General features: G+C 66.5%; 19 protein-coding genes and 2 pseudogenes. 13 read left to right on the plus strand and 8 right to left on the minus strand.

All coding sequences use genetic code 11. The annotated features are described in order from the left end of the window. The first annotated feature begins 582 nt into the window (after window positions 1-582). The gene (locus tag BN1555_RS39685) at window positions 583-1,347 is read left to right on the plus strand and encodes a DUF4326 domain-containing protein (RefSeq protein WP_255306243.1); all 765 of its coding nucleotides are present in this window, start codon (window positions 583-585) and stop codon (window positions 1,345-1,347) included. 88 nt (window positions 1,348-1,435) lie between these two features. Here the strand turns inward: BN1555_RS39685 and BN1555_RS29765 are convergent, their stop codons facing one another. Continuing rightward, window positions 1,436-1,771, minus strand: coding sequence for a histone-like nucleoid-structuring protein Lsr2 (locus tag BN1555_RS29765; RefSeq protein ID WP_093802243.1), 336 nt, complete (start codon window positions 1,769-1,771; stop codon window positions 1,436-1,438). A 208-nt stretch (window positions 1,772-1,979) separates the two neighbouring features. Between BN1555_RS29765 and BN1555_RS29770 the strand changes: the two genes are divergently transcribed. The 3 genes from BN1555_RS29770 to BN1555_RS29780 all read left to right on the plus strand — a co-directional run bounded on the left by BN1555_RS29770 (window position 1,980) and on the right by BN1555_RS29780 (window position 5,231). Further along, window positions 1,980-3,833 (plus strand): DHH family phosphoesterase, encoded by a 1,854-nt coding sequence (locus BN1555_RS29770; RefSeq protein WP_093802244.1) that lies wholly within the window; start codon window positions 1,980-1,982, stop codon window positions 3,831-3,833. 20 nt (window positions 3,834-3,853) lie between these two features. Next, complete coding sequence (locus BN1555_RS29775) at window positions 3,854-4,657, plus strand: CPBP family intramembrane glutamic endopeptidase (RefSeq protein WP_093802245.1); 804 nt, start codon at window positions 3,854-3,856, stop codon at window positions 4,655-4,657. A 181-nt stretch (window positions 4,658-4,838) separates the two neighbouring features. Further along, window positions 4,839-5,231, plus strand: coding sequence for a hypothetical protein (locus tag BN1555_RS29780; protein WP_093802246.1), 393 nt, complete (start codon window positions 4,839-4,841; stop codon window positions 5,229-5,231). Window positions 5,232-6,315: 1,084 nt separating this feature from the next. Here the strand turns inward: BN1555_RS29780 and BN1555_RS38595 are convergent. Then, on the minus strand, window positions 6,316-6,567 hold the full coding sequence (locus BN1555_RS38595; RefSeq protein ID WP_141662912.1) for a hypothetical protein: 252 nt from the start codon (window positions 6,565-6,567) through the stop codon (window positions 6,316-6,318). A 39-nt stretch (window positions 6,568-6,606) separates the two neighbouring features. On the opposite strand from BN1555_RS38595, the gene BN1555_RS29785 reads away from it, so the two are divergent. From BN1555_RS29785 to BN1555_RS29805, 5 genes are all read left to right on the plus strand, one after another. Further along, a complete protein-coding gene (locus BN1555_RS29785) occupies window positions 6,607-8,427 on the plus strand; it encodes a DNA primase family protein (RefSeq protein WP_255306244.1) in 1,821 nt (606 codons plus the stop codon). A 306-nt stretch (window positions 8,428-8,733) separates the two neighbouring features. Continuing rightward, window positions 8,734-11,907 (plus strand): hypothetical protein, encoded by a 3,174-nt coding sequence (locus tag BN1555_RS29790; RefSeq protein ID WP_093802248.1) that lies wholly within the window; start codon window positions 8,734-8,736, stop codon window positions 11,905-11,907. A gap of 354 nt (window positions 11,908-12,261) precedes the next feature. Then, a complete protein-coding gene (locus tag BN1555_RS29795; protein ID WP_141662913.1) occupies window positions 12,262-12,600 on the plus strand; it encodes a hypothetical protein in 339 nt (112 codons plus the stop codon). Further along, window positions 12,584-12,898 (plus strand): VRR-NUC domain-containing protein, encoded by a 315-nt coding sequence (locus BN1555_RS29800; RefSeq protein ID WP_093802250.1) that lies wholly within the window; start codon window positions 12,584-12,586, stop codon window positions 12,896-12,898. The genes BN1555_RS29795 and BN1555_RS29800 overlap by 17 nt, the downstream gene beginning before the upstream one ends. Window positions 12,899-13,289: 391 nt before the next feature. Then, window positions 13,290-14,519, plus strand: a complete 1,230-nt coding sequence (locus tag BN1555_RS29805; protein WP_093802251.1) for a hypothetical protein — start codon at window positions 13,290-13,292, stop codon at window positions 14,517-14,519. Here the strand turns inward: BN1555_RS29805 and BN1555_RS29810 are convergent. The 3 genes from BN1555_RS29810 to BN1555_RS29820 all read right to left on the minus strand — a co-directional run bounded on the left by BN1555_RS29810 (window position 14,476) and on the right by BN1555_RS29820 (window position 17,869). After that, complete coding sequence (locus tag BN1555_RS29810; RefSeq protein ID WP_141662914.1) at window positions 14,476-15,975, minus strand: phage tail tip lysozyme; 1,500 nt, start codon at window positions 15,973-15,975, stop codon at window positions 14,476-14,478. The genes BN1555_RS29805 and BN1555_RS29810 overlap by 44 nt on opposite strands. 58 nt (window positions 15,976-16,033) lie before the next feature. Beyond that, window positions 16,034-17,338 (minus strand): hypothetical protein, encoded by a 1,305-nt coding sequence (locus BN1555_RS29815; protein ID WP_093802253.1) that lies wholly within the window; start codon window positions 17,336-17,338, stop codon window positions 16,034-16,036. 138 nt (window positions 17,339-17,476) lie between these two features. Then, window positions 17,477-17,869 carry a hypothetical protein gene (locus tag BN1555_RS29820; protein WP_093802254.1) on the minus strand — a complete coding sequence of 131 codons (393 nt, stop codon included), beginning with the start codon at window positions 17,867-17,869 and terminating at the stop codon, window positions 17,477-17,479. A 424-nt stretch (window positions 17,870-18,293) separates the two neighbouring features. Here BN1555_RS29820 and BN1555_RS29825 point away from each other — a divergent pair, with 424 nt between their 5' ends. Beyond that, the gene (locus BN1555_RS29825) at window positions 18,294-18,803 is read left to right on the plus strand and encodes a helix-turn-helix domain-containing protein (RefSeq protein ID WP_093802255.1); all 510 of its coding nucleotides are present in this window, start codon (window positions 18,294-18,296) and stop codon (window positions 18,801-18,803) included. 431 nt (window positions 18,804-19,234) lie between these two features. Continuing rightward, window positions 19,235-19,396 carry a hypothetical protein gene (locus BN1555_RS39195; RefSeq protein ID WP_176710167.1) on the plus strand — a complete coding sequence of 54 codons (162 nt, stop codon included), beginning with the start codon at window positions 19,235-19,237 and terminating at the stop codon, window positions 19,394-19,396. Window positions 19,397-19,504: 108 nt separating this feature from the next. Here the strand turns inward: BN1555_RS39195 and BN1555_RS39200 are convergent, their stop codons facing one another. Further along, the gene (locus BN1555_RS39200; RefSeq protein WP_176710168.1) at window positions 19,505-19,678 is read right to left on the minus strand and encodes a hypothetical protein; all 174 of its coding nucleotides are present in this window, start codon (window positions 19,676-19,678) and stop codon (window positions 19,505-19,507) included. A 69-nt stretch (window positions 19,679-19,747) separates the two neighbouring features. After that, window positions 19,748-19,907: pseudogene (locus BN1555_RS40745) on the minus strand (hydroxymethylbilane synthase); the annotation flags it as partial. Window positions 19,908-20,110: 203 nt separating this feature from the next. On the opposite strand from BN1555_RS40745, the pseudogene BN1555_RS29835 reads away from it, so the two are divergent. Next, window positions 20,111-20,905 (plus strand): annotated as a pseudogene (locus BN1555_RS29835) (peptide-N4-asparagine amidase); the annotation flags it as partial. Between the two features lie 85 nt (window positions 20,906-20,990). Here BN1555_RS29835 and BN1555_RS29840 read toward each other — a convergent pair. Beyond that, window positions 20,991-21,482 (minus strand): MarR family winged helix-turn-helix transcriptional regulator, encoded by a 492-nt coding sequence (locus BN1555_RS29840; RefSeq protein WP_093802257.1) that lies wholly within the window; start codon window positions 21,480-21,482, stop codon window positions 20,991-20,993. A 95-nt stretch (window positions 21,483-21,577) separates the two neighbouring features. Between BN1555_RS29840 and BN1555_RS29845 the strand changes: the two genes are divergently transcribed. Further along, window positions 21,578-23,386 (plus strand): ABC transporter ATP-binding protein, encoded by a 1,809-nt coding sequence (locus BN1555_RS29845; protein ID WP_093803730.1) that lies wholly within the window; start codon window positions 21,578-21,580, stop codon window positions 23,384-23,386. The last annotated feature ends 200 nt before the right edge of the window (window positions 23,387-23,586 follow it).

Consider the following 23,586-nt stretch of genomic DNA (forward strand, 5'->3'; position numbering starts at 1 on the left):
GCTCGGCCACTCCGCTGCGCTCCGAGGACGTGTTAGTCGGCATAGCCGACGGGTTCCACCGCTCGCTTCGCTCGCCGGTCCGTCGGTCGCTGGCGCTCCCTCCGGCTATGCCCAGCGCTGCGCTTGAGAGAGGAATGCCCGCCACTGGCCCGCTGCAGTTGTCCACAGATGTGGGCAGCAGCCGAGCGACCGAGCGGCAGCGGATCGCCGTCGCTGCGCGACGGACTCATCGGCAGAAGGGCGGCCCCTCCGGATCGGCTCGCTAGCGCTCCCCGTGCGGTGCGGATCGGCGCAGTCGAACATCGAGCCTCGGCGGCGCCTGTCGCCGCTGTCATGCGCGAGGACCACGCCATCATCGCCGTCCACGGGGACCCACGACGGCCTCATCACCGTCGAGGACGCTGGCTGTGGAGATGCACTCCGAGCTGGTTGCGTGATGTCGTCCGGTGCGCCGAGTCGCCCGTCGACTCGCGCGTAAGTCACGAGCGGAAATCATTTCCCGAATCATTGCAGAGCAGGCTGACGCCTGCTCCGGTTCTTGATGGGGACCGCACTGACAGAGCCGGATGGAAGGACCTCACGATGGAACTGACACGTGTCGTAAACAAACACCGAGAGCCATTCGACGTCTACATCGGCCGCGGCTCGATCTGGGGCAACCCCTTCCCGCTGGCCCGCAATCACACAGATGCCGATCGGGTGCGAGTGATCCGGCTGTACGAGGAGTATCTGCTCTCGCAGCCCGAGCTGATGGCCCGTCTGCCCGAACTCCGCGGAAGGACGCTCGGATGCTTCTGCGCGCCCAAGTCCTGCCATGGTGATGTGCTGAAGAAGCAGACCGAGGCCGACCAGCCGACGCAGCAAGCATTCACGCACGTCGTCCTCGTCACCGGTTCCCAGAGCTGGAACGACGAGAAGAGCATGCGTGAGACGTTCAACGACGCCTGGCGCGACTGGGATCCCGAGAACGTCACCCGGCCGGTGCTCTTCTCCGGGCACTGCCCCAAGGGTGCCGACGCCATGGCCGAGCTGCTGTGGCGGGACGCAGGCTTCGAGATCATCACCTTCCCAGCCGCCTGGTCGGCTCATGGGAAGGGGGCCGGCTTCCAGCGCAACCAGGGGATGGTCGACGCCGCCCAGGTCTTCCGCGAGGCCGGGGCTCAGGTGCTGTGCACGGCCTTCCTCGATCTCTGCCGGAAGCCCGGATGCCCGCAGCGAGACCAGGAGCAGCTCATGCCGCATACGCCGGGGCACTTCTCGCACGGCACCATCCACTGCAGGTCTCGCGCGCGAGCCGCGGGGATCGTGACGGCCACCGTGATCCATCCGTCGCTGCCGCCGTTCTGAAGACGCGTGAAGGGCCCTGCAGCACGCTGCGGGGCCCTTCAAAGACGGATGGGAGGAGTTGGCCGGGAGGCGAACACCAGGCTCAGCGCTACTTGCTCCGATCGATGCCGTGCGCCTCGTCATAGGCCTTCATGACCGTCTTCGGGATGCGTCCCCGTTCCGCGAACTCATAGCCCTCCTTCTTGGCCCACTCACGGATCTTGTCGCGCTCCTCAGGAGTCGTCTCGGGCACGACTCGCTTCTTGGGCGCCGCCTTCCCGGCTTTCCGACTGACCTTCAAGTACGGCTTCAGCGCTTCCTCAAGCTTCTTCTGCTCCTCAGCGGTGAGATCGACCTCGTACCAGGTGTCACCCAAGCCGAACGTAGCTGTCGCTGCATCCGGCTTACCACTGAGATCTGACTCGACAATGCTTCGAATGGCCATACCAGCGACAGTAACCGATACGCAAGGACCTTGGAAAGCCTGTCGCGACCATTCGCGATATGTGTGTCATTTGGAACCCGAATAAGACTCGGAAACACTGCTAAATAAGCAGGAGTAGTTAATGTCACTGCTAAAATCACAGCAGCGTCAGGGGTGTCGCATACCCCGTTCTCCACCGACCAACAACCCAGTTCGAGAGGTGCCCACCATGTCCATGCTCCAGACCGTTGACGACCATTCGCTCACCGACGAGGACACCGACCTCTTCGAGCTGCTGTGCCAGCGCAGGGGGTGGTCGGATCAGTACCTGAAGGAGATCGAGTCCACCGAACACGACGAGCTCCTGGACCTGGCCGAGATGGTCGAGGCCCTTCATGACGCCCAGACCACGGGCAAGAAGATCACCATCGCCCCCGACTTCGACATGGACGGCATCTCCTCCGGCGTCCTCGGCTACTCCGGCCTGTCCGAGCTCGGCTTCGACGTCGAGCTGCACTTGCCCGACTACCGCCGCGGTCACGAGCTCGCGCCCGAGGACATCGCCGAGATCCACACGAAATGGCCCGACACGCGGGTCCTGCTCACCTGCGACGGGGGAGTGAACTCCCACCGCGGTATCGCCGCCGCGCGTGCCCTGGGCTGGACGACGCTGGTGACCGATCACCACGAGGAGCTCGCGCCGGGCTCGACCGCGGACATCACCGTCGACCCGTGCCGGATCGACGAGACCTACGCCCACACAGGGATCTGTGGTGCGCACGTGCTCTACCAGGTGATCGAGGCGTACACCCGCGTGCACCGGCCCGAGAAGCTCTGGGAGATCCACCTGCTGCGCCTGTTCGCCGGCCTGGGCACCGTTTCCGACGTCATGCCCGTGCTGTACGAGAACCGTCAGCTGGTGCGTGATGCGATCTCGATCGCCCGTCTGCTGCGCGTCGCCGCGCCGGAGACGATCCCCAATCCCTGGGGTGGGTTCGACGCTGACCCGGATGCCATCGACGTCGAGCAGTCGATCCTGATGCAGCTGCTGCGCACCGAGCCGCATCACCCGGTCTTCCTCCGGGCCTTCGAGGGCTTCGCGATCGTGCTCAAGGCCTTCGCGCAGATCGGCAAGATCCGAGACATCGACGACCTCGACGAGGGCTTCTTCGGCTTCTACCTCGCCCCGGCGATGAACAGCCCGCGCCGCACGGGGACCTCGCTTGAGCCGTGCTTCGCGGTGTTCACGGCCGCCGGTGCTGACGTCAAGCTCAAGGTCGCCCACCAGGTGATCGAGAGCAACGAGCTGCGCAAGCAGCTGGTCATCGAGCACATGGAAGAACTCGCCACCGGGGACCAGCCGTTGGCCCCGTGGGTGTACTTCTCGGACGCCTACCCGGGCATGTACGGGCTGCTGGCCAACCGGATGATGGAGCTCAACGGCCACCCGGTCGTCGTCGTCAACCGGCCCGCCGGCCCCGACGATTTCGTCAGCGGTTCCGGTCGTGCGCCGGAGTGGTTCGACATCATCACCAGCCTGGAGCCGCACGACGGTCTCAGCGCCATCGGGCACCAGCAGGCCTGCGGCGTTCGCGTCGCGAAGGTCGAGAAGCTCGGTGACCTCGTCGCTGTGCTGCAGGAGGCCACCCAGGTCGCCCTGCTCGCCGTCAGCACCGACGGACCAAGCGGTGATCTGGTACTCGGCCCGGATGCCGACTGCGACGCCAGCCTCGAGGACCTGCAGCCGTTGTTCGAGCTGGTGCGTCGGACCGAGCGGCTCAAGCCCTTCGGGCACGGCTTCACCGCGCCGGTCTTCGAGATCGCGATCGAGCCCCTGGGGCTGCGTGTGGACCGGATCGGGTCCGAATCGCAGCACCTGCGTCTGGTCACCCGGTCCGGCCTGTCCTGCCTGTGGTGGAACGTCGCCGAGGAGAAGTTCGACGTGCTCCGGGGCTTCGTGCAGCGCGCCAGCCGCACCGAGCTCGGGACGCTGCGCTTCACGGCGACGCTGCAGCTGAACACCTTCCGCGGTGACACCCGCGTCCAGGCCGTCATCAACGAGCAGATCGCCACGGCTGCTTGAGACCCGTAGAGGAGGAGACCTTGACGACTTCACCGATCACCTCGCGTCTGCTCGGCATCGGGTGGTGCGTCCTCGTGTCGTTCGCCGCCGTCGCGGTCTACCTCGGCCTCGGCGCCTTCGCAGTCCTACTCATCGGAGAGCCGATCGTCGCGACCGCCGTCCTGGGCATGATCGTCGTCGTCCTGGTCGGTTCGGTGAGGATCCAGCGGCCCCGGTGGCTCGCGCATGCGCTGGCCCCGCAGCCGAGGCCGGAGATCCCACGCTTCGGGTGGACCGTTCTCGGCTGCGCGGTCCTGGCCTTCCTCGCCGGCCAGTCGCTGGCCTTGTGGATCTACGTCACGGCCGGGTCCGCCGGCTTCGACGCGTCGAACCAGACCAGGCGCGCGGCCGGGGCTGTGGCGACCCTGTTGCTCACCCTGGTCGCGGCTCCCGCCGGGGAGGAGGCCCTGTTCCGAGGGCTGATCTACCCGTTGCTGCGCAAGCGGGTGGGCATCCTCGCCTCCACGCTGGTCACCACCGTGGTGTTCGGCCTGCTGCACGGCAACGCCGTGCAGTTCGCCTCGACCCTGCCACTGGGGGTGCTCCTGGCCCTGGTCTACGAACGCACGCGCGTGCTGTGGCCCTGCGTGCTCCTGCACCTGGGCTTCAACCTCGCTGCCGCCCTTGTCCCGGCACAGGCGCTCGGCGCTCTGGCGAACCCCGTCTCCGCGGTGTTCCTGTGCCTGGCCTTCGCTGGTTGTGCCTTGGGGCTCTACCGGCGGGTCGCCGGCGGGACTGCGCCAGTCGCAGTCCAGGGCGCGGGAGGCGAGTCCGCGATGCAGTGAGCGAGGTACTCAGCCTCTTCTGAAAAACGATGGTGCCCTCCCTGCGGGACCTGGCGGCCTTTCAGCCGCTGGTCCCTCGTGCGGAGGGCATGCTCGTGGTGACCGGGGTGATCCGGTCACCGGGGGTGTGACTGAAGGTAACTATTCAGTCATACTCATCAGGGGAGGAGAGGATCTCATCATGGCTATCGTCAGCACCTGCACGTACGACTCACAAGGAAAGCTCGTCCGTCCCGACGCGCTCGACATCAGCCGTGCGAAGATCCGTCTGGACCTCGACACTGGTGAGAAGCCCACCTTCGATCGCGGTCACACCCATGTCTTCGTCGTCTCTGACATGGGCGTCACGGCCGAACAGGCCTGTGAGCGCGTGAACTCAAGGCTGCGCCGGTTCTTCGATCGCGCTGAATCCGTTCGCGGTTTCCGCGAAATCACGAGGGAGAAGAGCCAGAGCAAGAACCGGCTCAACCTCAACACTACGATTTCCTACGAGATCCTCTACGTCGTCGAGTCCGACGAGCGATCCCGTAGCCGCAGTCCCGAGTCCCCCAATGCGGGATACCAGCGAGGCTGAAGGCTGATCACCCCTGGGTGATTCGCGCCATCCAAGTCTTGCACTCATCAGCACATGCAAAGAGGCCGGAGAGCTCCCTTCCCACGGGGATGCTCTCCGGCCTCTCTGTTTCCACGTTCCAGTGCAACATCGATCACCTGGCGTCAACGATAGCAGCTGTCGTGTATCACTCGCAATGAGCAGCGAATGTCAGTCAAATGCCCTCTCGCTTCCAGTGGAGTCTCATGGGCGAACGACTCGGACGGAGTTCTGACTCGTGCTCGGAGGACGCGTCAGGAGCCTTCTGCGAGCCTCAGGACGCCGAGGATGTTTCATGCGGCTTCCAGCCCCGTTGAGGCTCGGCCGCGCCGCCTGGGAGCCGGACGGCGGATCGGCGTGGAAGTCCGTTTCGACTTGGTCGCCAGGGGGATGGGCGCATCGAGCTGCCAGATGTACCACGAGACGTGGTACACCCCTGAAACCGCGTCTGAACTGGGCAAACACCTGTACCGCGAGGCTCTTTCCCGCATCGGGTGTACCACGTGAGATCGCTGACGTGGTACGACGTTTCGCCTGGTCAGCCAGTGTTTCCCGCCCATGTGCCACGAGTACCACGTCTTTTTGACCGTTTACATAGGGCGCGTTCGGGAGCGGTCCAGGCGGCTTCAGCCCCAGCTCGCCAGTCTGCTCTTTTATCCCCCCTGCGCATGTATCTAGTCTCTATTTCCTGGTACAAGTGGTACGGGGGGTATGTAAACGCCTCCTGACCTGGGCAAACACCTGTACCACGTAGAAAATGCCACGTGGTACAGCTTGCTCTTGAACTCCCGGAATTCGCGCCCTGACCTGGGAAAACAGTTGTACCACGTCAAGTGGTACACGCTCGGTTGCCTCAGGGGGGTATGCGGGTATGCGGGTATGCGGCTCTCGGGATCCTCCTGGAGAGCGTCCAGTGGATGCTCTGGTGGCAGCTGGCTCGACCGGTCAGAAGAACTCCTCCGGACCTCGACCAGGGGCCGGGCGGCTCACGCCGCCCGCGGGTGGGTGGTCGAGCACGAGAAGCCGGCGACTCCGTGGAGCATGTGCCCGACGGAGTCGCTGGTTCTCACGTCCCACTCAGGCTCGCGATGCGTGTGGCATGGCCGTGGCCGTGGCCGTCGCGCGCGCCCTCTTCAGTCCCTGTCGTGGCCCTTTCGATCTTCCATTGGTTGCCATCCAGTGCATCAGTCGACTCTCTTATTTGCTGGTAGTTCAATCGTTGCAAAAGAGCACTCGGATGGCGTAGGGTCAAGATCGCGTTCCATTCGATTACGAGTCCAATCGGCTTCCCACGCATCGCCGGCAGGAACTCGATCATGATCGAGAAAGCAGTAACATGACGCCTCCTGATGCCCTCATGTCCGTACCTGCCGCCGGTTCCAACGCCGGACCGCGCACCAATCCCGTCGCCGACGTCCTGGCCAGCGTCATGGGGTACTTCTCGAACCGCGACGACATGGCTCCGCAGAACGAGATCGTCACCTACGTCACCGCCGCCTACCTCGACCAGATCGACCCGGCCGATCCTCCGACGTCTCGCGTGCTGGAGAAGGAGCTGCTGGCGATCGTGGGAGGCGTCGTCAAGGCCGAGAATTTCAAGGCGGCCGTGGCCGCCGAGAAGTACTCCCTGCCGAGATATCTGACGTACTGGCAGGTCGCGCAGATCCTCCTGCGTCTGCACCACGTCATCCGGATCGCGCCCAACGCCAAGGACACCGACCGCGAGTACGACCTGCTGGCGATGTACCAGGCCGCGGGCCGCGCGCGCGGGACGTACACCACCAGCGAGGACGACATCCGCACCACGGCGCGCATGTACAACACTCAGCTGACCCTCAAGGAGTTCGCCGAGGTCCTGGCCGTTTTGCGCGAGGACAGCCCGCGCCGGCACCAGAGCACGAACCGCGACTTCATCGCCGCGCGCAACGGCATCGTCTTCTACGGTGCCGAGCCGCTGGACGTCACGATCTTCGGCAAGGACTTCCACTTCGAGCCCAAGCAGGTCCACCCCTTCGACCCCGCCATCGTGCTGCTGACCAAGAACGACGTCGACTACGTGGACGACGCCCCGCAGCAGGTCATCACGCACCCTGAAGACGGAGATTGGGAAGTTGTCGCCTGGATCGAAGAGCTCTTCGACCAGCCCGGTGACGAGGGCCTCGCCGACCTGATCTGGGAGATCATCGGCGCGATCATCCGGCCGCACGTGCGCTGGGGCAAGACCGCCTGGTTCTACTCCGAGCAGGGCAACAACGGTAAGGGCACGCTCTGCGCGCTCATGCGCAACCTCGTCGGCAGCGGCGCGCACACCTCAATTCCGCTCTCGGACTTCGGCAAGGACTTCGCGCTCGAACCGCTGGTGCGCGCCAACGCGATCATCGTCGACGAGAACGATGTCGGCACCTTCATCGACAAGGCGGCCAATCTGAAGGCGATCGTGACCAACGACGTCATCCAGATCAACCGCAAGTACCGGATGCCGATCGCCTACCAGTTCTTCGGCTTCATGGTCCAGTGCCTGAACGAGTTCCCGCGCGTGAAGGACAAGTCCGAGTCGTTCTACCGCCGGCAGCTCTTCGTGCCCTTCACCAAGAGCTTCACCGGAGCCGAGAAGAAGTACATCAAGGACGACTACCTCCAGCGCCATGAGGTTCTGGAGTACGTCTTCTGGTACGCGATCAACCGTGCCGGCGCGTCATCTCCGGGTGACTACTACCAGCTCTCAGAGCCGGTGGCCACTAAGGAAGTCCTGGCCGAGTACAAGGAGGTCAACGACCCCGTGCGCGCCTTCTGGGAAGAGTTCCGCGGGCGGCTGGTCTGGGACCTGGCACCGTTCACGTTCCTCTATGACCTGTACAAGGCCTGGTTCGCCGACGTCTCGCCGTCGGGCTCGCCGGTGAGCAACAAGCAGTTCATCACTGACCTCGTGGCGATCGTCCGGCCGGATGCCCTGTGGCACTGCCCGGACAAGAACCGCAAGGTCCGACCCGGCCAGATGATGCACACCCCCGAGGTGCTCATCGCCGAGTACGAGCTGAAGAAGTGGATGCACCCGAGCTACACCGGCAGCGACCCGAAGAAGAAATCCCAGCCGATGCTGCAGGCCAACTATCGCGGGCTGCTCCGGCAGGCGGGCGCATCCGCCCTGACCGACGACACCACTGACGAACAGAACTGATGCGCCCATGGCTAAAACTGCTGGCGCACTCGGCGGACTCACCCAGGCCGTACTCGAACTCGCCTGCGGCCAGGGCCGCCTGATCACGGCGATGCCCGACGTGCGTGCGAGCAGCGGATCACCAACCTCACCGTCCGCTCGCAGATCACGACGGACCCCGTGGAGAAGGCCCGGCTCATGAGTGAGGCGTCCCGGCGCATGGATACCCCGCGCCGGCGCTCTCCTCACGACTCCCTCTGAGGCCGCGCGCGCCTCCTCCCCAGACACCGGCCGTGATGGTCGGACCGACGAAAGGAGATCCCCACCATGACCACACAGCGAACACCCGTCACGGCCTCGAAGGCGCGCTTCACCTTCTACGACATCGAGTCGTTGTCGGACGTCTTCACCCTGTGCGCCTATACCCCGCAGCCCGGCAGAGCCGTCGACGACCTAGAGATCTTCTTCCTCGCCGACAACCAGCAGCTCTCCGACGCCGTGGACCCGCAGGCGCTCTATGAAGTCGTGGTGCGCTCCAACCCGGGCCTGCCCGCGGTGAGCGTCCAGCTGTGGAACCTGCGCGGCGAGCGGGGCAACCTCCGCCTCGCCGAGCTGATGGGTCTCTCGAACGCGGACCAGGTCAACGACCGCAGCGAGGTCTCGTCCTATCCGGCGAGCCTGCGCCCGGTCTGCGACACGGATCCCGAGTACGACCCGCTGAAACACCCGTTCCTGGCCGGGTACAACTCGCTGAACTACGACATGACCATGCTCGCGCTGTACCTGATGGAGACCTTTCCGGCTCCGCACTCCGACCGTCTTGTTCAACCGACCACCGCGCGCGAGATGCGCGAGCACAACGACAAGCTGTTCAACGAGCACATCGAGTACATGCCCGGCTACCTCGGCTGGGACGGCCCGGCCGCCAAGATCCGCCGCGCCATGATGCACTCGGGCCGGCACCTGGACGTCGCCCGTCTCAACGAGCTGCAGACCAAGGTGAGCCTCAAGCGCCTGCTCGGGATGCTCGGCCGCCAGATCAAGGAGTCCGAAAAGCTCAGCCACGACACCTCGATCGCCGCGATCGAGGATCTCTATGAGCTGTTGGCCTACAACGTCTCCGACTGCCTGGGCCTGGCCCAGCTCTTCCAGCACCCGACCTACGCCAGCAACTTCGACCTCAAGGCCGGTCTGCTGGCGCAGTACTCCGAGACCGTCTACGCCAAGAACGGCTCGGTGCGCCGGGACCGCCTGGCCATCGACTCGTCCTCGGCGAAGTTCGTCGGCCGCATCCTCGCGCCGTACACCTCGCTGAACGACATCGAGGCCGTGTCGTTCCTCTATCCGGCCAAGGAGGTGGCCGAGGAGCAGGGCATCTCCCAGGTCAACGTGCTCGACGAGTGCGTGCGCTTCTTCGAGGACAACGTGGCCCCCGACCCTGCCAAGGACCCAGCCGCGACGCCGGCACAGGCAAAGGCACACCGCCAGTTCATGCAGGTCGTCAATTACTACCGCTCGATCGAGGGACAGAACTTCAACGACTCCGAGGAGTACCGCGACCTGTTCGACCTCCCGGCCAAGTCCTTGCGCGAGCTGCCGAGGACACCGAACAACGTGCCCTACTTCCACCGTGACGCCTCTCCGTCGTCGTGCTTCGCCACGTTCAGCACAGGCGGCATCCACGGAGCCGAGGCAGACATGACAGCCTTCGACGCCGACTCCTTCGAGCACCGAGAACAGGCAGCCATGATCGGCCTCGCCAAGCTCTTCTACCCGGACGCGAAGGACTTCGTCGCCGAGGCCAAGCGCCAGCACAACCTGCTCGCGCTGCCCGACGGCACGGCCGTCGACAAGCGGCTCGTACTGCTGGGCTCGGACCCGAAAAAGGTGAAGTACCGCAAGCCGAAGAAGGACGACCAGGACCAGGCCGAGCAGCTCGCGCGTGCGCAGGCCCAAGTGCCGGATCCGGCCCAGCTGCTGGACACTCAGCGCCCGGACACCGAGGCGATGCACGTGCGCCTGGCCGACGGGACCGTACTCGACGGCAAGATAGTCCTGGCCATCACCTCGGCGGTCAGGGCCGTCTATCGCGATGAGCCGGCGAAGAAGGCCCCCACGCTGTTCACTGCGAAGGCCGACAAATCCACCAAGCTGCACCCGAAATTCGCACGGACCTCGGCCGGCCTCGTCATCCACGAGGACTTCACGAGCTACTACCCGAACCTGCTGCGCAACATGAGGGCGTTCTACAACCCCGAGCTGGGCGCGGACCGCTACACGACGATCTTCTTCGAGAAGGAGCGCCTGGGCTTCGAGATGAAGAAGCCGGGGCTCTCCGCCGAGGAGAAGGCCCGACTCACGACCTTGCGCAACGGCACGAAGCTGATCCTCAACTCGGCCTCTGGAGCTGCTGACGCCGCGCACCGGACCCCGATCAGGATGAACAACCGCACCATCTCGATGCGGATCATCGGCCAGCTGTTCAGCTGGCGGATCGGGCAGGCCCAGACGCTGGCCGGCGCGCGGATCATCTCGACGAACACCGACGGCCTCTACTCCGTCGTCGGCGGCAAGAACGGCTTCGATGAGACCACCAACAACCGGGTGCTCGCCGAGCAGCAGGCCGCCATCGGCATCGACATCGAACCGGAGCTGATGTTCCTCATCAGCAAGGACTCGAACAACCGGCTCGAGCTGGAGCCGCCCAGTGAGAACCGGAACGTCGCCGACAGCCCGATCATCACCGCCTCCGGCGGGACACTGGCCTGCCACGCGGGTCCTACCCCGACGAAGTCGCTGGCTCACCCGGCCGTGATCGACTTCGCCCTGGCCCGCTACCTGCAGACTGTCGCCAGCAGGGGAGAGGAGGCTCTCGCCGAGCCGTTCGATCCCGTACTGGGCCGGAAGATGATCGAGGAGGCGATCGACCCGGCCGATCCCGTGCGGACACTGCTGCTGTTTCAGAACGTCCTCGCCGCCTCGCGTGGATCAGTCACCTACCCGTTCGCCGCCGACCCGGTCGGCGCCGGGCCCGACCGTGACGACAACGAGGACGTCGATGCGCAGCTGGTGAACCCGCGGGCCCTGCAAATGGTCAACCGGATCTTCATCGTCCACGACGGCACAGATGGTGCCGTGAGCCTGCACAACGCCGGCGCATGGAAGGTGAACCCGGCCAGCCAGAGCAAGCGTCGAGAGTCCGGGAGCGCCGGCGTGCGACGTGACCCGATCGCGCTGGAGATCCTGCGCCACCACGGGTGGGCGAAGAACCGCAGTGAGGCCAGCACCTCCGACGGCCTCACGCTGCTGCCTGATGACCAGGACGTCGTGATCCGCCGGATCAACGGCATCGATCCGTGCTGGTCGGTGGTCGTCGTCAACGACGACCTCCGCGCGCTGCCGGCCGCCCGGATCGAGCAGCTCATCGGGGCGCTCGATCTTGACGTCTACACCCGGATGCTCGACGAGACGTTCAGCAAGAACTGGAAGAACGCCATCTGATCAACACCTGCACCGCCACCGGACCGCAGGGTGCCGGGCCGTGTCGACACGACGCTGCTCGGTGCCCGAGTTGAATTTGAGATGAAGGCGAGTCTGGCTCGCCATGGCAAGAGAAGCGAGAGACGTCATGTTCCAGACCACACTTCCCATCCACACCATTGAGGGGGGCGACGAGTTGTGAGTGCCGCGACCGAATCAGTCCAGCCCGGTCAGCGCTGGCGGCGCAAAAGTGACGGGGTCCTGACCAAGGTCATTTACGTAGATTCACCCGTCCAGTTCCGGCGCTCGGTCCATCATCGAGCGCAGCGTCGGACGATCACCGAGTTCGGCTCATTCCTGAAGAAGTACGAGCTCGTGTCCGATGCCGTGCCGACCGACATCCCCGCCCAGGACGACGACGCCCAGGCCCAGCAGGAGAAGAACACGACCTGCGAGGGCATCCTGGTCCGCCGGGGGCAGATCTGGGAGGACCTCGACACCCAGCAGAGCAACCGCCACGCCGTCATCGAGTCCGTTGCGGACGGGGAGGCCCAAGTCCGGGATCACTACGGCACGAAGCACTCCACCCTCAGCGTCTCCCGAATGCACAGGCACTCCACGGGCTTCCGGCTCGTCGAGCCCGGTGAGCTGAAATACGGTGCCCTGACGGCCTCTTCGGGCGAGAAGATGAGAGCCGATGACGTCCCCGAGTGAGCGTGTCATCGAGGACTACCTCCTTGCCCAGTGTCGGGCACACGGCTTCCTGTGTTGGAAGTTCGTCTCGCCGGCTCGCGGGGGAGTGCCCGACCGGATCATCGTTGCCCGGGGCCGCATTGTGTTCGTCGAGGTCAAGCGCCCTGGTGGCCGGCTGCGGAAGCTGCAACAGCGTACGCACGCCAAGCTGCGCCGCCACGGGGCCGAGGTCCACGTTGTCGACGACAAGCCGGGCGTCGACGCGTTCATTGCCCATCTCCTCCAGTCCCCATCCGGCCAGCAGCTGACAGCATCGTGAACCAGCGGCGGCCGGCCGGTTCCGACCGGCTCGATGCGAGACCTGGTTGATGGTCCAGCTACGCCAGTTTGCGCGTTCTCAAGGTCGATGAGATGCATGCCACCGTCGTGCTGGTCATCGGCCGCAGGGCTCGGCGATGATCCTCAGGGCTCCATGAGTGCCGTCCGAGTCCCGGTGCAACGCCCGTAACCGGCCTGACGGGCGGCCCGGTCCGAGGCCGTCCGACGCCAGAAGCGGAAGTTCGACCGGCTGACTCCGAGGATGCTGCATGGCCACATCACGCCGCAGTTGCTCTGAGGTCGGCGACGCACTGTCAGCGGTTCCCCGGCTAGATACCTCGCCGCCTTCTGCAGGAGACCGACGCCACGAAACCCAACCTTGGAAGGCCCCGATGTCCCTCACCCTCCCGATCGTAGAACTCCGGACACTGCTGCACGACGCGCTCTCGGCAGCGCTCGCCTCCGACGCCCTCACCCTCCCGGCCTCGCTGATGTACACCCCCGACGTCCACCGTCCGGCTCTGTATCTGGAGAGCACTGTCGTACGCGGACGGCCGGGCGAGGGCAAAACCTTCTGGGCCAGGGCCTTGACGGACCCGCAGCTGCGCACCATCGCCGCGCGGGAGTACCGTATGCCCAGACTGGAGCGGACGGAGGCGATTACCGCCTTCGGGACACAGCCTGACGCCGGTCAGCCGACCGCAGGGGAGCTGCGCGCCCTCACGGGGTGGGGGGTGCAGCCGACCGTCCTGTGGAGTGCCGTCGCGCTGACCGCGCTCGGCGTGCCGGACCTCGCCGCCCTCACCACCTGGACCGAGCGCGTCGACTGGCTGACCCGCAACCCCGGGGCCACCGAGCGGTCCTTGGCCGAGTTCGAAGCCACCGCGCGGATCACCGACACCGTCCGGCTCGTTCTGTTCGACGCCCTGGACCAGCTCCACCCCGACCGGATGCTGGCCGAGCACCTGGCCTCCGGCATGCTCAACCTCGCCGTCACCCTCTCGCGCCGTACCACCCGGCTGCGCACGAAGGTGTTCATCCGCCCCGACATGCTGGACGGAGCTCTGACCGGGGTCCCGCGCCCGGACCGCGGCTTCCTGACCGGCCGGGCAGCCGACCTTTCCTGGGGCCGGTCCGACTACCTCGGCCGTACCGGCAGGACCGAGCTGTACGGCCTGTTCATCCACCTCCTGGGCAACCACGACAGCGCGGAGGCCGCCGCCTTCCGCGCGGCCTGGCCCACCTGGGAGCAGAGCCAGGACGGCCGGTTCCTCGCCCCGTCCGGGCTGAACGGCGTCCCGAGGATCCAGGAGGAGTTCTTCACCGCCCTCGCCGGCCGGTTCATGGGCACCAACGCACGCAATGGCTACACCTACAGCTTCCTGCCCAACCGCCTCCAGGACGCGCTGGGCACGATCACTCCGCGTCCCTTCCTCACCGCGCTGGCCACCGCTCTTGAGGACACCGGCCGCCGCCACCCGGGACACGACCGGCCGCTGCACCACGATGATCTGCGGAACAGCGTGCGCTGCGGGGCGCTGGCCATTGAACTCCACCGGGCGCTGCCGTGGGTCCGCCTCACCATGGAGCCGCTGCACGCGGCGAGCCCTGCGACGTCTTGAGCATGTCCTTGAAGACCGTGACATCGCCCGGATTGTCCCCGTCGACCATGAAGGCCAGCTGGGCCTTGATCGTGAACCAGTCGACGCCCTTGCTCTTCGCGTACTGGCGCAGCAACGTGTTGCGGCCGAACGTCCACTGCCCGAGACCGATGCCGTTGTCCGTGTTCTGTGCGGCGCTGGCCTTCCCGGCGGTCATGGCATACGTCCCCGTGGGGAAGTTCTGCACGCTCGTCGGGTCGATCCCGGACTCCTGCGACCAGTTGCCGAGGATGCCCGCGATGTTCTCCTTCGGCATCCCCCAGCTGCTGAGCACCGAGTAGATCTCCTTGGCGTTCTTCTCCACGCCCGCCAGGACGGCGGCCCCGGAACCGTTGCCGACGCTACCCGCGTTGACGACGCACGCCGTCCCGTTCGCGTTGATGCTGCCCTCGGTCAGCCCCGTCGAGTTGAGGACGCCGGTCAAGACCGTGCCCAGCAGGGCCACGGTGGCAGTCACCGCGACCGCACCCGACATCGCTGCCGCTACAGGGGTCATCGTCGCCGTGACGGTGACGCCCAGGACCGCGCCCGCCCCCTTGGCTATAAAGCTGCCGATCGCCATGAACGGCGCAGCGATCGCATGACCCACCGCCTTGGCGATGTTGACGATGAGCGTCCACAGCAGCTTCCCTGCGTTGACGGCCATCGCCATGGCGGCGAAGAACATGGACTTCAACCAGTTCAGCAAGGCCATGGCCATGACCACGCCCATGGCCGGCGGAGCAGCAGCCGCGCCACCGCCGACGGCGACGCCCTTGGCCGCCTTCGAGCCCAGGCCCTCGTCATCTTTCGACGCACCGCGCTCGTAGCCCGTGCCGCCGGCACCCAGCTCGCGCTGGTCAGCCGGCTTGACGTCCGGGCTGCCGCCGGTGACCTTGAACACGCCCTTGACCGCGTCCTGGGCTCCCTCGACGCCGACGTTCTTCGCTGCGCCAACGGCGGCTCCCGGAAGCCCGCCAGCCTGTGCGCCGGCCACGGCACCGGAGACGGCAGCTCCTGCGTAACGCCCGACGTGACGCCGGGTCGCGCTGCTGCCGTCTCCCTCGATCGCCTTCTGGGCCGCGCCTCCGGCCATGCTCCCGGCGACGCCATTCATGCCCTGCTTGATCTTCGACCCAGCACTCGCGGCACCAGCCGCCTTGCCTGCGGTCTCTGCGGTGTTTGCCGCGTCCGGCATCTTCGACACAGCGTCCGGTCCATGAGGTGCAGCGTTCGCGGCGTCCGAAGGATCAGCTCCCGTCCCCGGGAACTGCTTGGGCACGCTGGCCTTGCCCTCGGGAGGCTTCTCGATGCCCTCCTCAGGGCCGAGGCTCTTGGTCCCGCGACCTTGCCGGGGCATCCCCTGACTCACCGACGTGCTCAGCTGGTCCTTCGTCGTCCCCTTCTTGGGACTCCGATTCGGCTTGTCGGTGGCCATTTTGTTTTCCTTTCCGTCTCAATGTCAGGTAGCGGGATGCGTCACTTCCTATCCGCACTCAATAGAGAGTGGTGAGGAAGTCCTTGTCGTCGCGAATGGTGCTGTTGGACTGCACGTCCCGCAGACTCACGTCCAGTCGGAGCAGGTCGAGCGACAGATCAGACTCGTACTGCGACTTGTTCCGGGAGTAGTTCTGATACGCCTGTGAAAGGTTGTTCATGATGTTCATGAGAGGGCGCATCGTCACGTCAGAGGACTGGTAGTCCTTGGCGAGGCCGGTGCCGTCCGAGAGGATCCACTGCATGTCCGAGATCTGCTGGCTCGTCGGATCCGAGCCCTCGTCACGCTTCTTGGCGAAGAACTGGGCGTAGCTCTGACCGGCCGGCACCAGGACGTCGAGGTAGCCGTCGTAGACGTTGCCTGCACGCCAGTTGAGGTCGAAGCCGCCCGGGACGACGTGCTTGGTCTGCAGCGCCAGCGTCGAGACGCCGTCCTTGGCCTCGGCCGCGGAGACGCCCGTGATCTTGTCGGTGGCAATCGAGACCGGAACGGTCGGCGGACGCAGGAACAGGCCGTCGATCTTCGTCGTCTGCAGGTCGGACGTGTACGACCGAATTTGCGTCAGATTCGTGCGCATCTCGACGAGTTTCTGGTCCAGGGCATCCCTGGCCTCGGCCTCCATCTCCTTGAGTGCGACCTCGTAGTAGGCCTGCGCCGGGTCGAAGGTCAGAGCGTCGAGCGCCGCGATCTTCTGGACCCCGGATGCGCCAGGGTTGAAGAAGACCCGCCACTGGTCGTACTTGGAGAAGGTCTCGTCGCCGGCCAGCTTGCCGCTGCTCTGCGCCTGCTCCGCTCCGGGCGTGGTGAGTTCGGCGTTCGCACGGACCGTCAGGTTCAACACCTGGCGGTCGAAAGGCCGGTCGGCGTTCAGGAGGACCCCGACGTAGCCGGTCGAACCGAAGGCGTAGAAGGAGCCCTTGATCCCGCTGGTGCTGACCGGCTCGCTGTTCAGCGAGGTGTCCGACCCGAGCAGGAACGCCCTGTAGTCCGCGGCGTTGTACGAGATCTGAGCGGTCGGACTGAAGTGCATCATCACGAGCGCCTTGTTGCCGCTCTCGTTGGTGTAGACCCCGTCGACGGTGCCGTCGAGATTCGTCTTCGACGTCTTGAAGTCGCTGGTGTACAGCGCCGTCTGCGACAGCGAGTCACGCTCCGCCTGGTACGCCGAGGCCCCCGATGCGCTGATCACGATCGCGCCCGTGACCGCGAAGATGCCGAAGAACACCCCAAAACGCTCGATCGCGTGGTGCGAGTCGAGCTTGAACTTCCTGCTGAAGGCCAGCGCCTTGTCTTTGATCCCCATGTTCTGCTCTCTTTCGTGCCTGCACCGTGCTGCGTGACTGGATATGGCGAACCGGGCCGGAGGAGGCCTTGCACCTCAACCGACCCGGTTCGCTCGACGCCTCTGCCCCCGGTCGTGTGCACGGTCTGTGACGGCCTCTTACTTGGAAAGGCCGCTCAGGAACCCGCTGAATTGATCGACGGTCTGGACGATCACCGTGCCGCCGCCGAGGTCCGTGATGGTCTGCTGGCCGCCGGAACCGATCGTCGAGATCAGCGACCACCCGCCGGTGCCCAGGGCTCCGCCGACGAGAATGAGGAGCGCGATCGTGCCCCAGCCCTGCTGCTGACCCGCGGACTGCGGGTTGGCCATCAGCTTCTTGATCAGGAGCACACCGCCCCAGACCAGGCCGACAGCACCGAGCAGCATGAGCAGAAGACCGCCCCAGAGCTGGATCTGGGACTTGGCGTTCTGCAGGAAGCTGGTCAGGTCCCAGGCTGCACTCGGCAGGGAGGCCTGTGTGAGGACGGCTGCCTCGTAGATCTTCGTCATGGTTCTTTTCCATCCCCTTTCTAATCGTTCGATGACATGCCAGTGAGTCGCGAGGCAGCAAGTACCGCTAGCTCACTCGGATGAGCGCTGGTAGAAGGCTTGAATGGTCAGTGACCCGCTGTCGATCTTCCCGGTGACTCGTATATGTGCGCATCTGCAATGGCTAATCTACCCCATTGAGTCGACGGATTGCAGGGGGCGATGAAAGGCTTATTGACAAGCGGTAAGAAGGGACTCGAAAACGAGGCGAATCGACGTCGCGATGCGCGATCACAGGCCGTGGTGCGCTCCTGTGGAATCCGCAGTGCGGGATGTGTAATGTGCTGCCCCAGCACTGCTGCGACGCTGGCCTGCTCGTTTTCGAGGCGGGCCACCCCCACACGCCCCGTCGATCGCGATCTTGACCAGGAAGTGCCAAACCGCCATGAACCCACTGCCCGGGGACCTTTTCGCCCGCCGACTTCGTCAAGAACGCGAACGCCTCGGCATCAGCCAGGCAGAACTGGCGCGCCGTATGGCCGCACTGCTTGGCACGAACGTTGACTCCACCGCCATCACGCGCATCGAGCAGCAGACCCGTGCGGTCAGGCTCGACGAGGCGGTCACCGCCGCCAAGGCTCTCGGGGTTCCTCTGATCACGCTGGTCAGCGATAACTACGCCCGGGAAAACGAGGCTGAGATCCAGAGCCAGCTCGCCGAGCTCGCCCTCGCCGAGCAGGAGTGGGAGAGGCTGCGCCAGAAGATCCACCGGATCACCCAGACCATCCAGCAGCTCTCCGCCGAGCGGGAGGCCTTCCGTTCTCACGCGCTGGACGTCAACCCTGAAACCGCCGGCGACTACGAGCTCGACCCTGAGACCCAGGCCGCTCTCGATGTCCGGATGCGTGATGTCTGCAACAAGCCGGCCGGAGAGGTCGCAGGCTCAGGCGCATAACGCTGTTGCGGGCAACCGGGCTGCATTCCCGGTCGTAGGCGTTCACCGTCTCGGATTTCCACCACCGGATGCCTCTGGCTGAACTCGCGGCCACGGGCCCGGCATCGGACCACGACCGCGCTGGCCGTCGACCTAGTCCCTGGAGGGATCGAGCTCGGTGGCCTGGAGCCCCTGGACGGCTGCCGCCGGAGGGGTGTGATGGGTCTGGGCGCGGCGCGTGATGCCGCAACGGTGCCAGGCGGACTTCGAGGCCTGGGCGTCCTTCAATGTCCAGATAACCTTCAAGTTGGTTCCACGCCGCTCTCGTACAGGCGATCGCGGACTGAGGGGCGCTTCGCCCTTGAAGCGGAAGCTGCGATCTTCGCCCGGGTAGACGAGGGGCAACCCCCACATCGCCGAGATTCTCGAGCGGTACAGCTAGGCTCGTAGGCATGGGATTCGACTGGGAGAACATGCTCGACACAAGCGGCAACGGCCTCAGCGATGCCTACGACAGCGCGGTCTCCGCAGTCATCTACGGCGAGGACCCGGTGGGTGATCGTCGGCCCCTCCCGGTCGGAGAAGAGCACGACGACTCAGACGGCCTGCGCTGACCTCAGTACACATACGACAACGGCGTATGGTCGCCGCATCCCATGCTGATGCTGCTCGGTACGGAGAATAGGCGAGCGCCCCGCCGGAAGATCTTGGGCGCTCGTGCGTCACGCGGCCTTGACCAAGTTGGCCCGGGTCGCTCTCTCCCACTCGACCAGGAGTTGTTGGTACTCCGCCGCGCGGCTGGGGGTGACGGGCTCCTCCATGAGCCGGCGGATGGCCGCGTTGATCCGCGCAGCAGCAGGGCGCAGTTTTCCGTGAGGCCGGGAGGGGGAGGGCATGGATAAAACGTACGGGCCCGCACCCACAATGGCCGCGGAGCTCCGCGCCCGATGGCGTACCTCGACGGGGAGCGAGAGCTCCCCGTCGCGCTCAACCCGGGTGTACCCGACGATAGGGGAGTTGCAGTGGGCGGACGTAAAGGAACAGGCGCTCCGCCTCTGTCTCCCGGTGGGCGTCGCTGTCGCCAAGGCTGCTGACGAGGTCGATCGGCTCCGCATCGTCCTGGCGCCGAGGCCCCATCAGGGCGGCATGAGGACGCCCCCTTGGTTCTGACGCACCGTCGGATTCCGGGCACTCCCGGGCACTTGGTGGTGCGCGAGATGGGGGAATCCACGGGGTGACCTGGGGCTACTCCGGGCACACCAAGTGTGGTGATTTCCCGAGGGGTCACTGTGAAACCGCAGGTCATACGTGCTCCCTTACTTTCACCCAACCCCTTCCTCTGGTACGTGGTTCCCGGCCCGCGCGCTTTCGACGTCAGGCCGGTCCAGTACGACCTGACCCCCTTCGCCGGCCGGCTCAACGACGGCCGCCCGCACCGCGTCGAGGTGTCCGTCGTCGGCGTCCCCGAGGGGCAGAGCGGCTGGAGCACCCCCGTCAACGTGCTGGTCTGGCAGGACGAGGGGAGTGACGTCGTCACGGGGGAGCTGACCCGGTACCGCAGCGGCGCTCCGGCCGGCTCCACGGCGTACACGGCGGGCCCGGAGCACCGGCTCACCGCCGAGGCCGGCCACCGGCTCACCGTCTCCGGCCATGTGAACACCTCGCACGGCCGTGTCGTCACCACCGTCGACCGCACCCTCGCCCACACCTCCGTCCACCGCTGGACCGACGGCGAGGACCTGGACGCGCTCAAGGGCGAGTGGACGGACCGCGAGACCGTCACCACCGACGGCCGCGGCCCGGCCACCACCGTGCGCGCCCACCGCACGTACACGATGGACGGTACGACGACGCTCGGCGCCGGCGACCGGCTGCGCACCGTGCTGGCGCTCGGCGACCGCGCCGCCACTTCCACCGAGCGGGGCGGCGAGCGGGTGTCCTGGTCGCGGCTGGACGACGCGTACGAGGGCGACGCGACGTACACCGCGAACGTCCCCCGCGAGGACCGGCACGCGGTCGGCACGTCCAGCGGGCGCTACCGGCTGTACGGGACGGACGGCTGCTACGACCGGAGCCTGAAGACGGTTCAGGGAACGGTGACGGAGGACCGGCTGCGCTGCTGAGGAGCGGGGCCCGGCCCCGCGCGGCCCGGACCCCGCTCGCCCGTCGGGCCCGGGCCACACTCGCCCGACGCCCGGTGGAGGCGGGTCAGCAGAGGCGCTCCGGCATTCCGTCGACCAGCGCGGACAGCAGGCCGCCCAGCACCTCGCGCTGTTCTGCGGTCAAAGGGGCCAGGATGTCCTCCGCGGCGTCGCGGCGCGCGCTGCGCAGCGATCTGAGGGTGGCGCGGCCGGTGTCGGTGAGCTCGATTCTTATCACCCGGCGGTTGGTGGGGTCGGGCACGCGGCGCACCCGGCCGCTCGCCTCCAGGCCGTCGACGAGGGTGGTCACCGCGCGGGGGACCACGTCCAGGCGCTTGGCCAGGTCGGCCATCCGCGGCGGCGGCTCGTGGTGGAGGTCGTAGTGCGAGACCGTGCGGAGCAGACGTGACTGGGCGGGGGTGATGCCGATCGGCTCCATCTGCTGACGCTGGATCCGGTGCAGCCTGCGCGTCAGCCGGAGCAGCTGCTCGGCCAGCAGGCCGTCGGCGTCCGAGGCGACGTCGGGGGTGATGCCGGAGTCGGCGTCGGAGGGGCTCATGCCGGGAACAATACCAGGACCTCGCGCATTGTGAGTAGAGGTAACAATGAGCTATGCTCTGGAATCTCCGTTCCCTCATCCGCGCGAAGGGGCCCATGCATCCCGATCAGCCCACGTGGACACCCCCGGCCCGCGATTCAGCCGAACCGGAGGAGCCCGCGCAGGTACGCCGCATCCTCCGGCTGTTCCGCCCGTACCGGGGCCGGCTGGCCCTCGTCGGCCTGCTCGTGGCGGCCTCCTCCCTCGTCTCCGTCGCCTCTCCGTTCCTGCTCAAGGAGATCCTCGACACCGCCATCCCGCAGGGGCGCACCGGGCTGCTGAGCCTGCTCGCCGCCGGCATGATCCTGACCGCCGTGGTGACGAGCGTCTTCGGCGTGCTGCAGACCCTGATCTCCACGACGGTCGGCCAGCGCGTCATGCACGACCTGCGCACCGCCGTCTACGCCCAGTTGCAGCGCATGCCGCTCGCCTTCTTCACCAGGACCCGCACCGGCGAGGTGCAGTCCCGCATCGCCAACGACATCGGCGGCATGCAGGCGACGGTGACCTCCACCGCCACCTCGCTGGTCTCCAACCTCACCTCGGTCGTGGCCACGGTCGTCGCCATGCTGGCGCTCGACTGGCGGCTGACCGTCGTCTCGCTGCTCCTGCTGCCGGTCTTCGTGTGGATCAGCCGCCGGGTCGGCCGCGAGCGCAAGAAGATCACCACGCAGCGGCAGAAACAGATGGCCTCCATGGCCGCCACCGTCACCGAGTCGCTGTCGGTCAGCGGCATCCTGCTCGGCCGCACCATGGGCCGCGCCGACTCGCTCACCCGGGCCTTCGCCGACGAGTCCGAGCGGCTCGTCGACCTCGAAGTGCGCTCCAACATGGCGGGGCGCTGGCGGATGTCCACCATCGGCATCGTCATGGCCGCCATGCCCGCCGTCATCTACTGGGTCGCGGGCCTGGCCATGCAGGCCGGCGGGGCGGCCGTCTCCCTCGGTACGCTGGTCGCCTTCGTCTCGCTCCAGCAGGGCCTCTTCCGGCCGGCCGTGAGCCTCCTGTCGACCGGCGTGCAGATGCAGACCTCGCTCGCGCTCTTCCAGCGGATCTTCGAGTACCTCGACCTGCCGGTGGACATCACGGAGTCCGAGAAGCCGGTCCACCTGGAGGAGATCCGGGGCGAAGTGCGCTTCGAGGACGTCGCCTTCGCCTACGACGAGAAGAACGGCCCCACGCTCACCGGTATCGACGTCACGGTCCCGGCCGGCGGCAGCCTGGCCGTCGTCGGACCCACGGGATCGGGCAAGAGCACCCTCAGCTATCTGGTGCCCAGGCTGTACGACGTGACGGACGGCGGCGTCACCCTCGACGGCGTCGACGTGCGCGACCTGGACTTCGACACGCTGGCCCGCGCCGTCGGTGTGGTCTCCCAGGAGACGTACCTCTTCCACGCCTCCGTCGCCGAGAACCTGCGCTTCGCCAAGCCCGACGCGACCGACGAGGAGCTGCGCGCGGCCGCCGAGGCGGCGCAGATCCACGACCACATCGCCTCACTGCCCGACGGGTACGACACCCTGGTCGGCGAGCGGGGGTACCGCTTCTCCGGCGGCGAGAAGCAGCGCCTGGCGATCGCCCGGACCATCCTGCGCGACCCGCCGGTGCTCATCCTCGACGAGGCGACGAGCGCGCTCGACACCCGTACCGAACACGCCGTGCAGCAGGCCATCGACGCGCTCTCGGCGGGCCGTACGACCATCACCATCGCGCACCGGCTCTCCACGGTCAGGGACGCCGACCAGATCGTCGTTCTCGACGGCGGGAAAACCGTCGAGCGCGGCACCCACGAGGAGCTGCTCGCCCGGAACGGCCGGTACGCGGCCCTGGTGCGCAGAGACGCCCAGCTGTCGCCCGCCACCTGACCGCCTGCGGCGGCAGCGCGGGAACGCGGCAGCGCCGCCCCTCCCCTGGGACGGGGGAGAAGCGGCGCCGGGCGAGACCTCGGTCAGACCGGCCGGCCCAGGAAGTGGAAGACGCCGGCGAGAGGGTCGGTGATGAGGTTCATGGTGGCGGGTTCTCCTTGGTGCTCTGTTTCTGTATCAGCGGGACCTGCGCGGTCGAG

The organism is Streptomyces sp. Wb2n-11 (genome assembly GCF_001049855.1).
Taxonomy (GTDB): Bacteria; Actinomycetota; Actinomycetes; order Streptomycetales; family Streptomycetaceae; genus Streptomyces; species Streptomyces altiplanensis.

What these genes read in the sequence shown, in the direction of transcription:
- BN1555_RS29840 (WP_093802257.1), bottom strand. Translation starts at nt 21,482, where the DNA reads ATGAGCCCCTCCGACGCCGACTCCGGCATCACCCCCGACGTCGCCTCG.
- BN1555_RS29825 (WP_093802255.1), top strand. Translation starts at nt 18,294, where the DNA reads ATGAACCCACTGCCCGGGGACCTTTTCGCCCGCCGACTTCGTCAAGAA.
- BN1555_RS29770 (WP_093802244.1), top strand. Translation starts at nt 1,980, where the DNA reads ATGTCCATGCTCCAGACCGTTGACGACCATTCGCTCACCGACGAGGAC.
- BN1555_RS29805 (WP_093802251.1), top strand. Translation starts at nt 13,290, where the DNA reads ATGTCCCTCACCCTCCCGATCGTAGAACTCCGGACACTGCTGCACGAC.
- BN1555_RS29815 (WP_093802253.1), bottom strand. Translation starts at nt 17,338, where the DNA reads ATGGGGATCAAAGACAAGGCGCTGGCCTTCAGCAGGAAGTTCAAGCTC.
- BN1555_RS29780 (WP_093802246.1), top strand. Translation starts at nt 4,839, where the DNA reads ATGGCTATCGTCAGCACCTGCACGTACGACTCACAAGGAAAGCTCGTC.
- BN1555_RS29785 (WP_255306244.1), top strand. Translation starts at nt 6,607, where the DNA reads ATGTCCGTACCTGCCGCCGGTTCCAACGCCGGACCGCGCACCAATCCC.
- BN1555_RS38595 (WP_141662912.1), bottom strand. Translation starts at nt 6,567, where the DNA reads ATGATCGAGTTCCTGCCGGCGATGCGTGGGAAGCCGATTGGACTCGTA.
- BN1555_RS29820 (WP_093802254.1), bottom strand. Translation starts at nt 17,869, where the DNA reads ATGACGAAGATCTACGAGGCAGCCGTCCTCACACAGGCCTCCCTGCCG.
- BN1555_RS39200 (WP_176710168.1), bottom strand. Translation starts at nt 19,678, where the DNA reads ATGCCCTCCCCCTCCCGGCCTCACGGAAAACTGCGCCCTGCTGCTGCG.
- BN1555_RS29765 (WP_093802243.1), bottom strand. Translation starts at nt 1,771, where the DNA reads ATGGCCATTCGAAGCATTGTCGAGTCAGATCTCAGTGGTAAGCCGGAT.
- BN1555_RS29790 (WP_093802248.1), top strand. Translation starts at nt 8,734, where the DNA reads ATGACCACACAGCGAACACCCGTCACGGCCTCGAAGGCGCGCTTCACC.
- BN1555_RS39195 (WP_176710167.1), top strand. Translation starts at nt 19,235, where the DNA reads ATGGGATTCGACTGGGAGAACATGCTCGACACAAGCGGCAACGGCCTC.
- BN1555_RS39685 (WP_255306243.1), top strand. Translation starts at nt 583, where the DNA reads ATGGAACTGACACGTGTCGTAAACAAACACCGAGAGCCATTCGACGTC.
- BN1555_RS29810 (WP_141662914.1), bottom strand. Translation starts at nt 15,975, where the DNA reads ATGGCCACCGACAAGCCGAATCGGAGTCCCAAGAAGGGGACGACGAAG.
- BN1555_RS29845 (WP_093803730.1), top strand. Translation starts at nt 21,578, where the DNA reads ATGCATCCCGATCAGCCCACGTGGACACCCCCGGCCCGCGATTCAGCC.
- BN1555_RS29800 (WP_093802250.1), top strand. Translation starts at nt 12,584, where the DNA reads ATGACGTCCCCGAGTGAGCGTGTCATCGAGGACTACCTCCTTGCCCAG.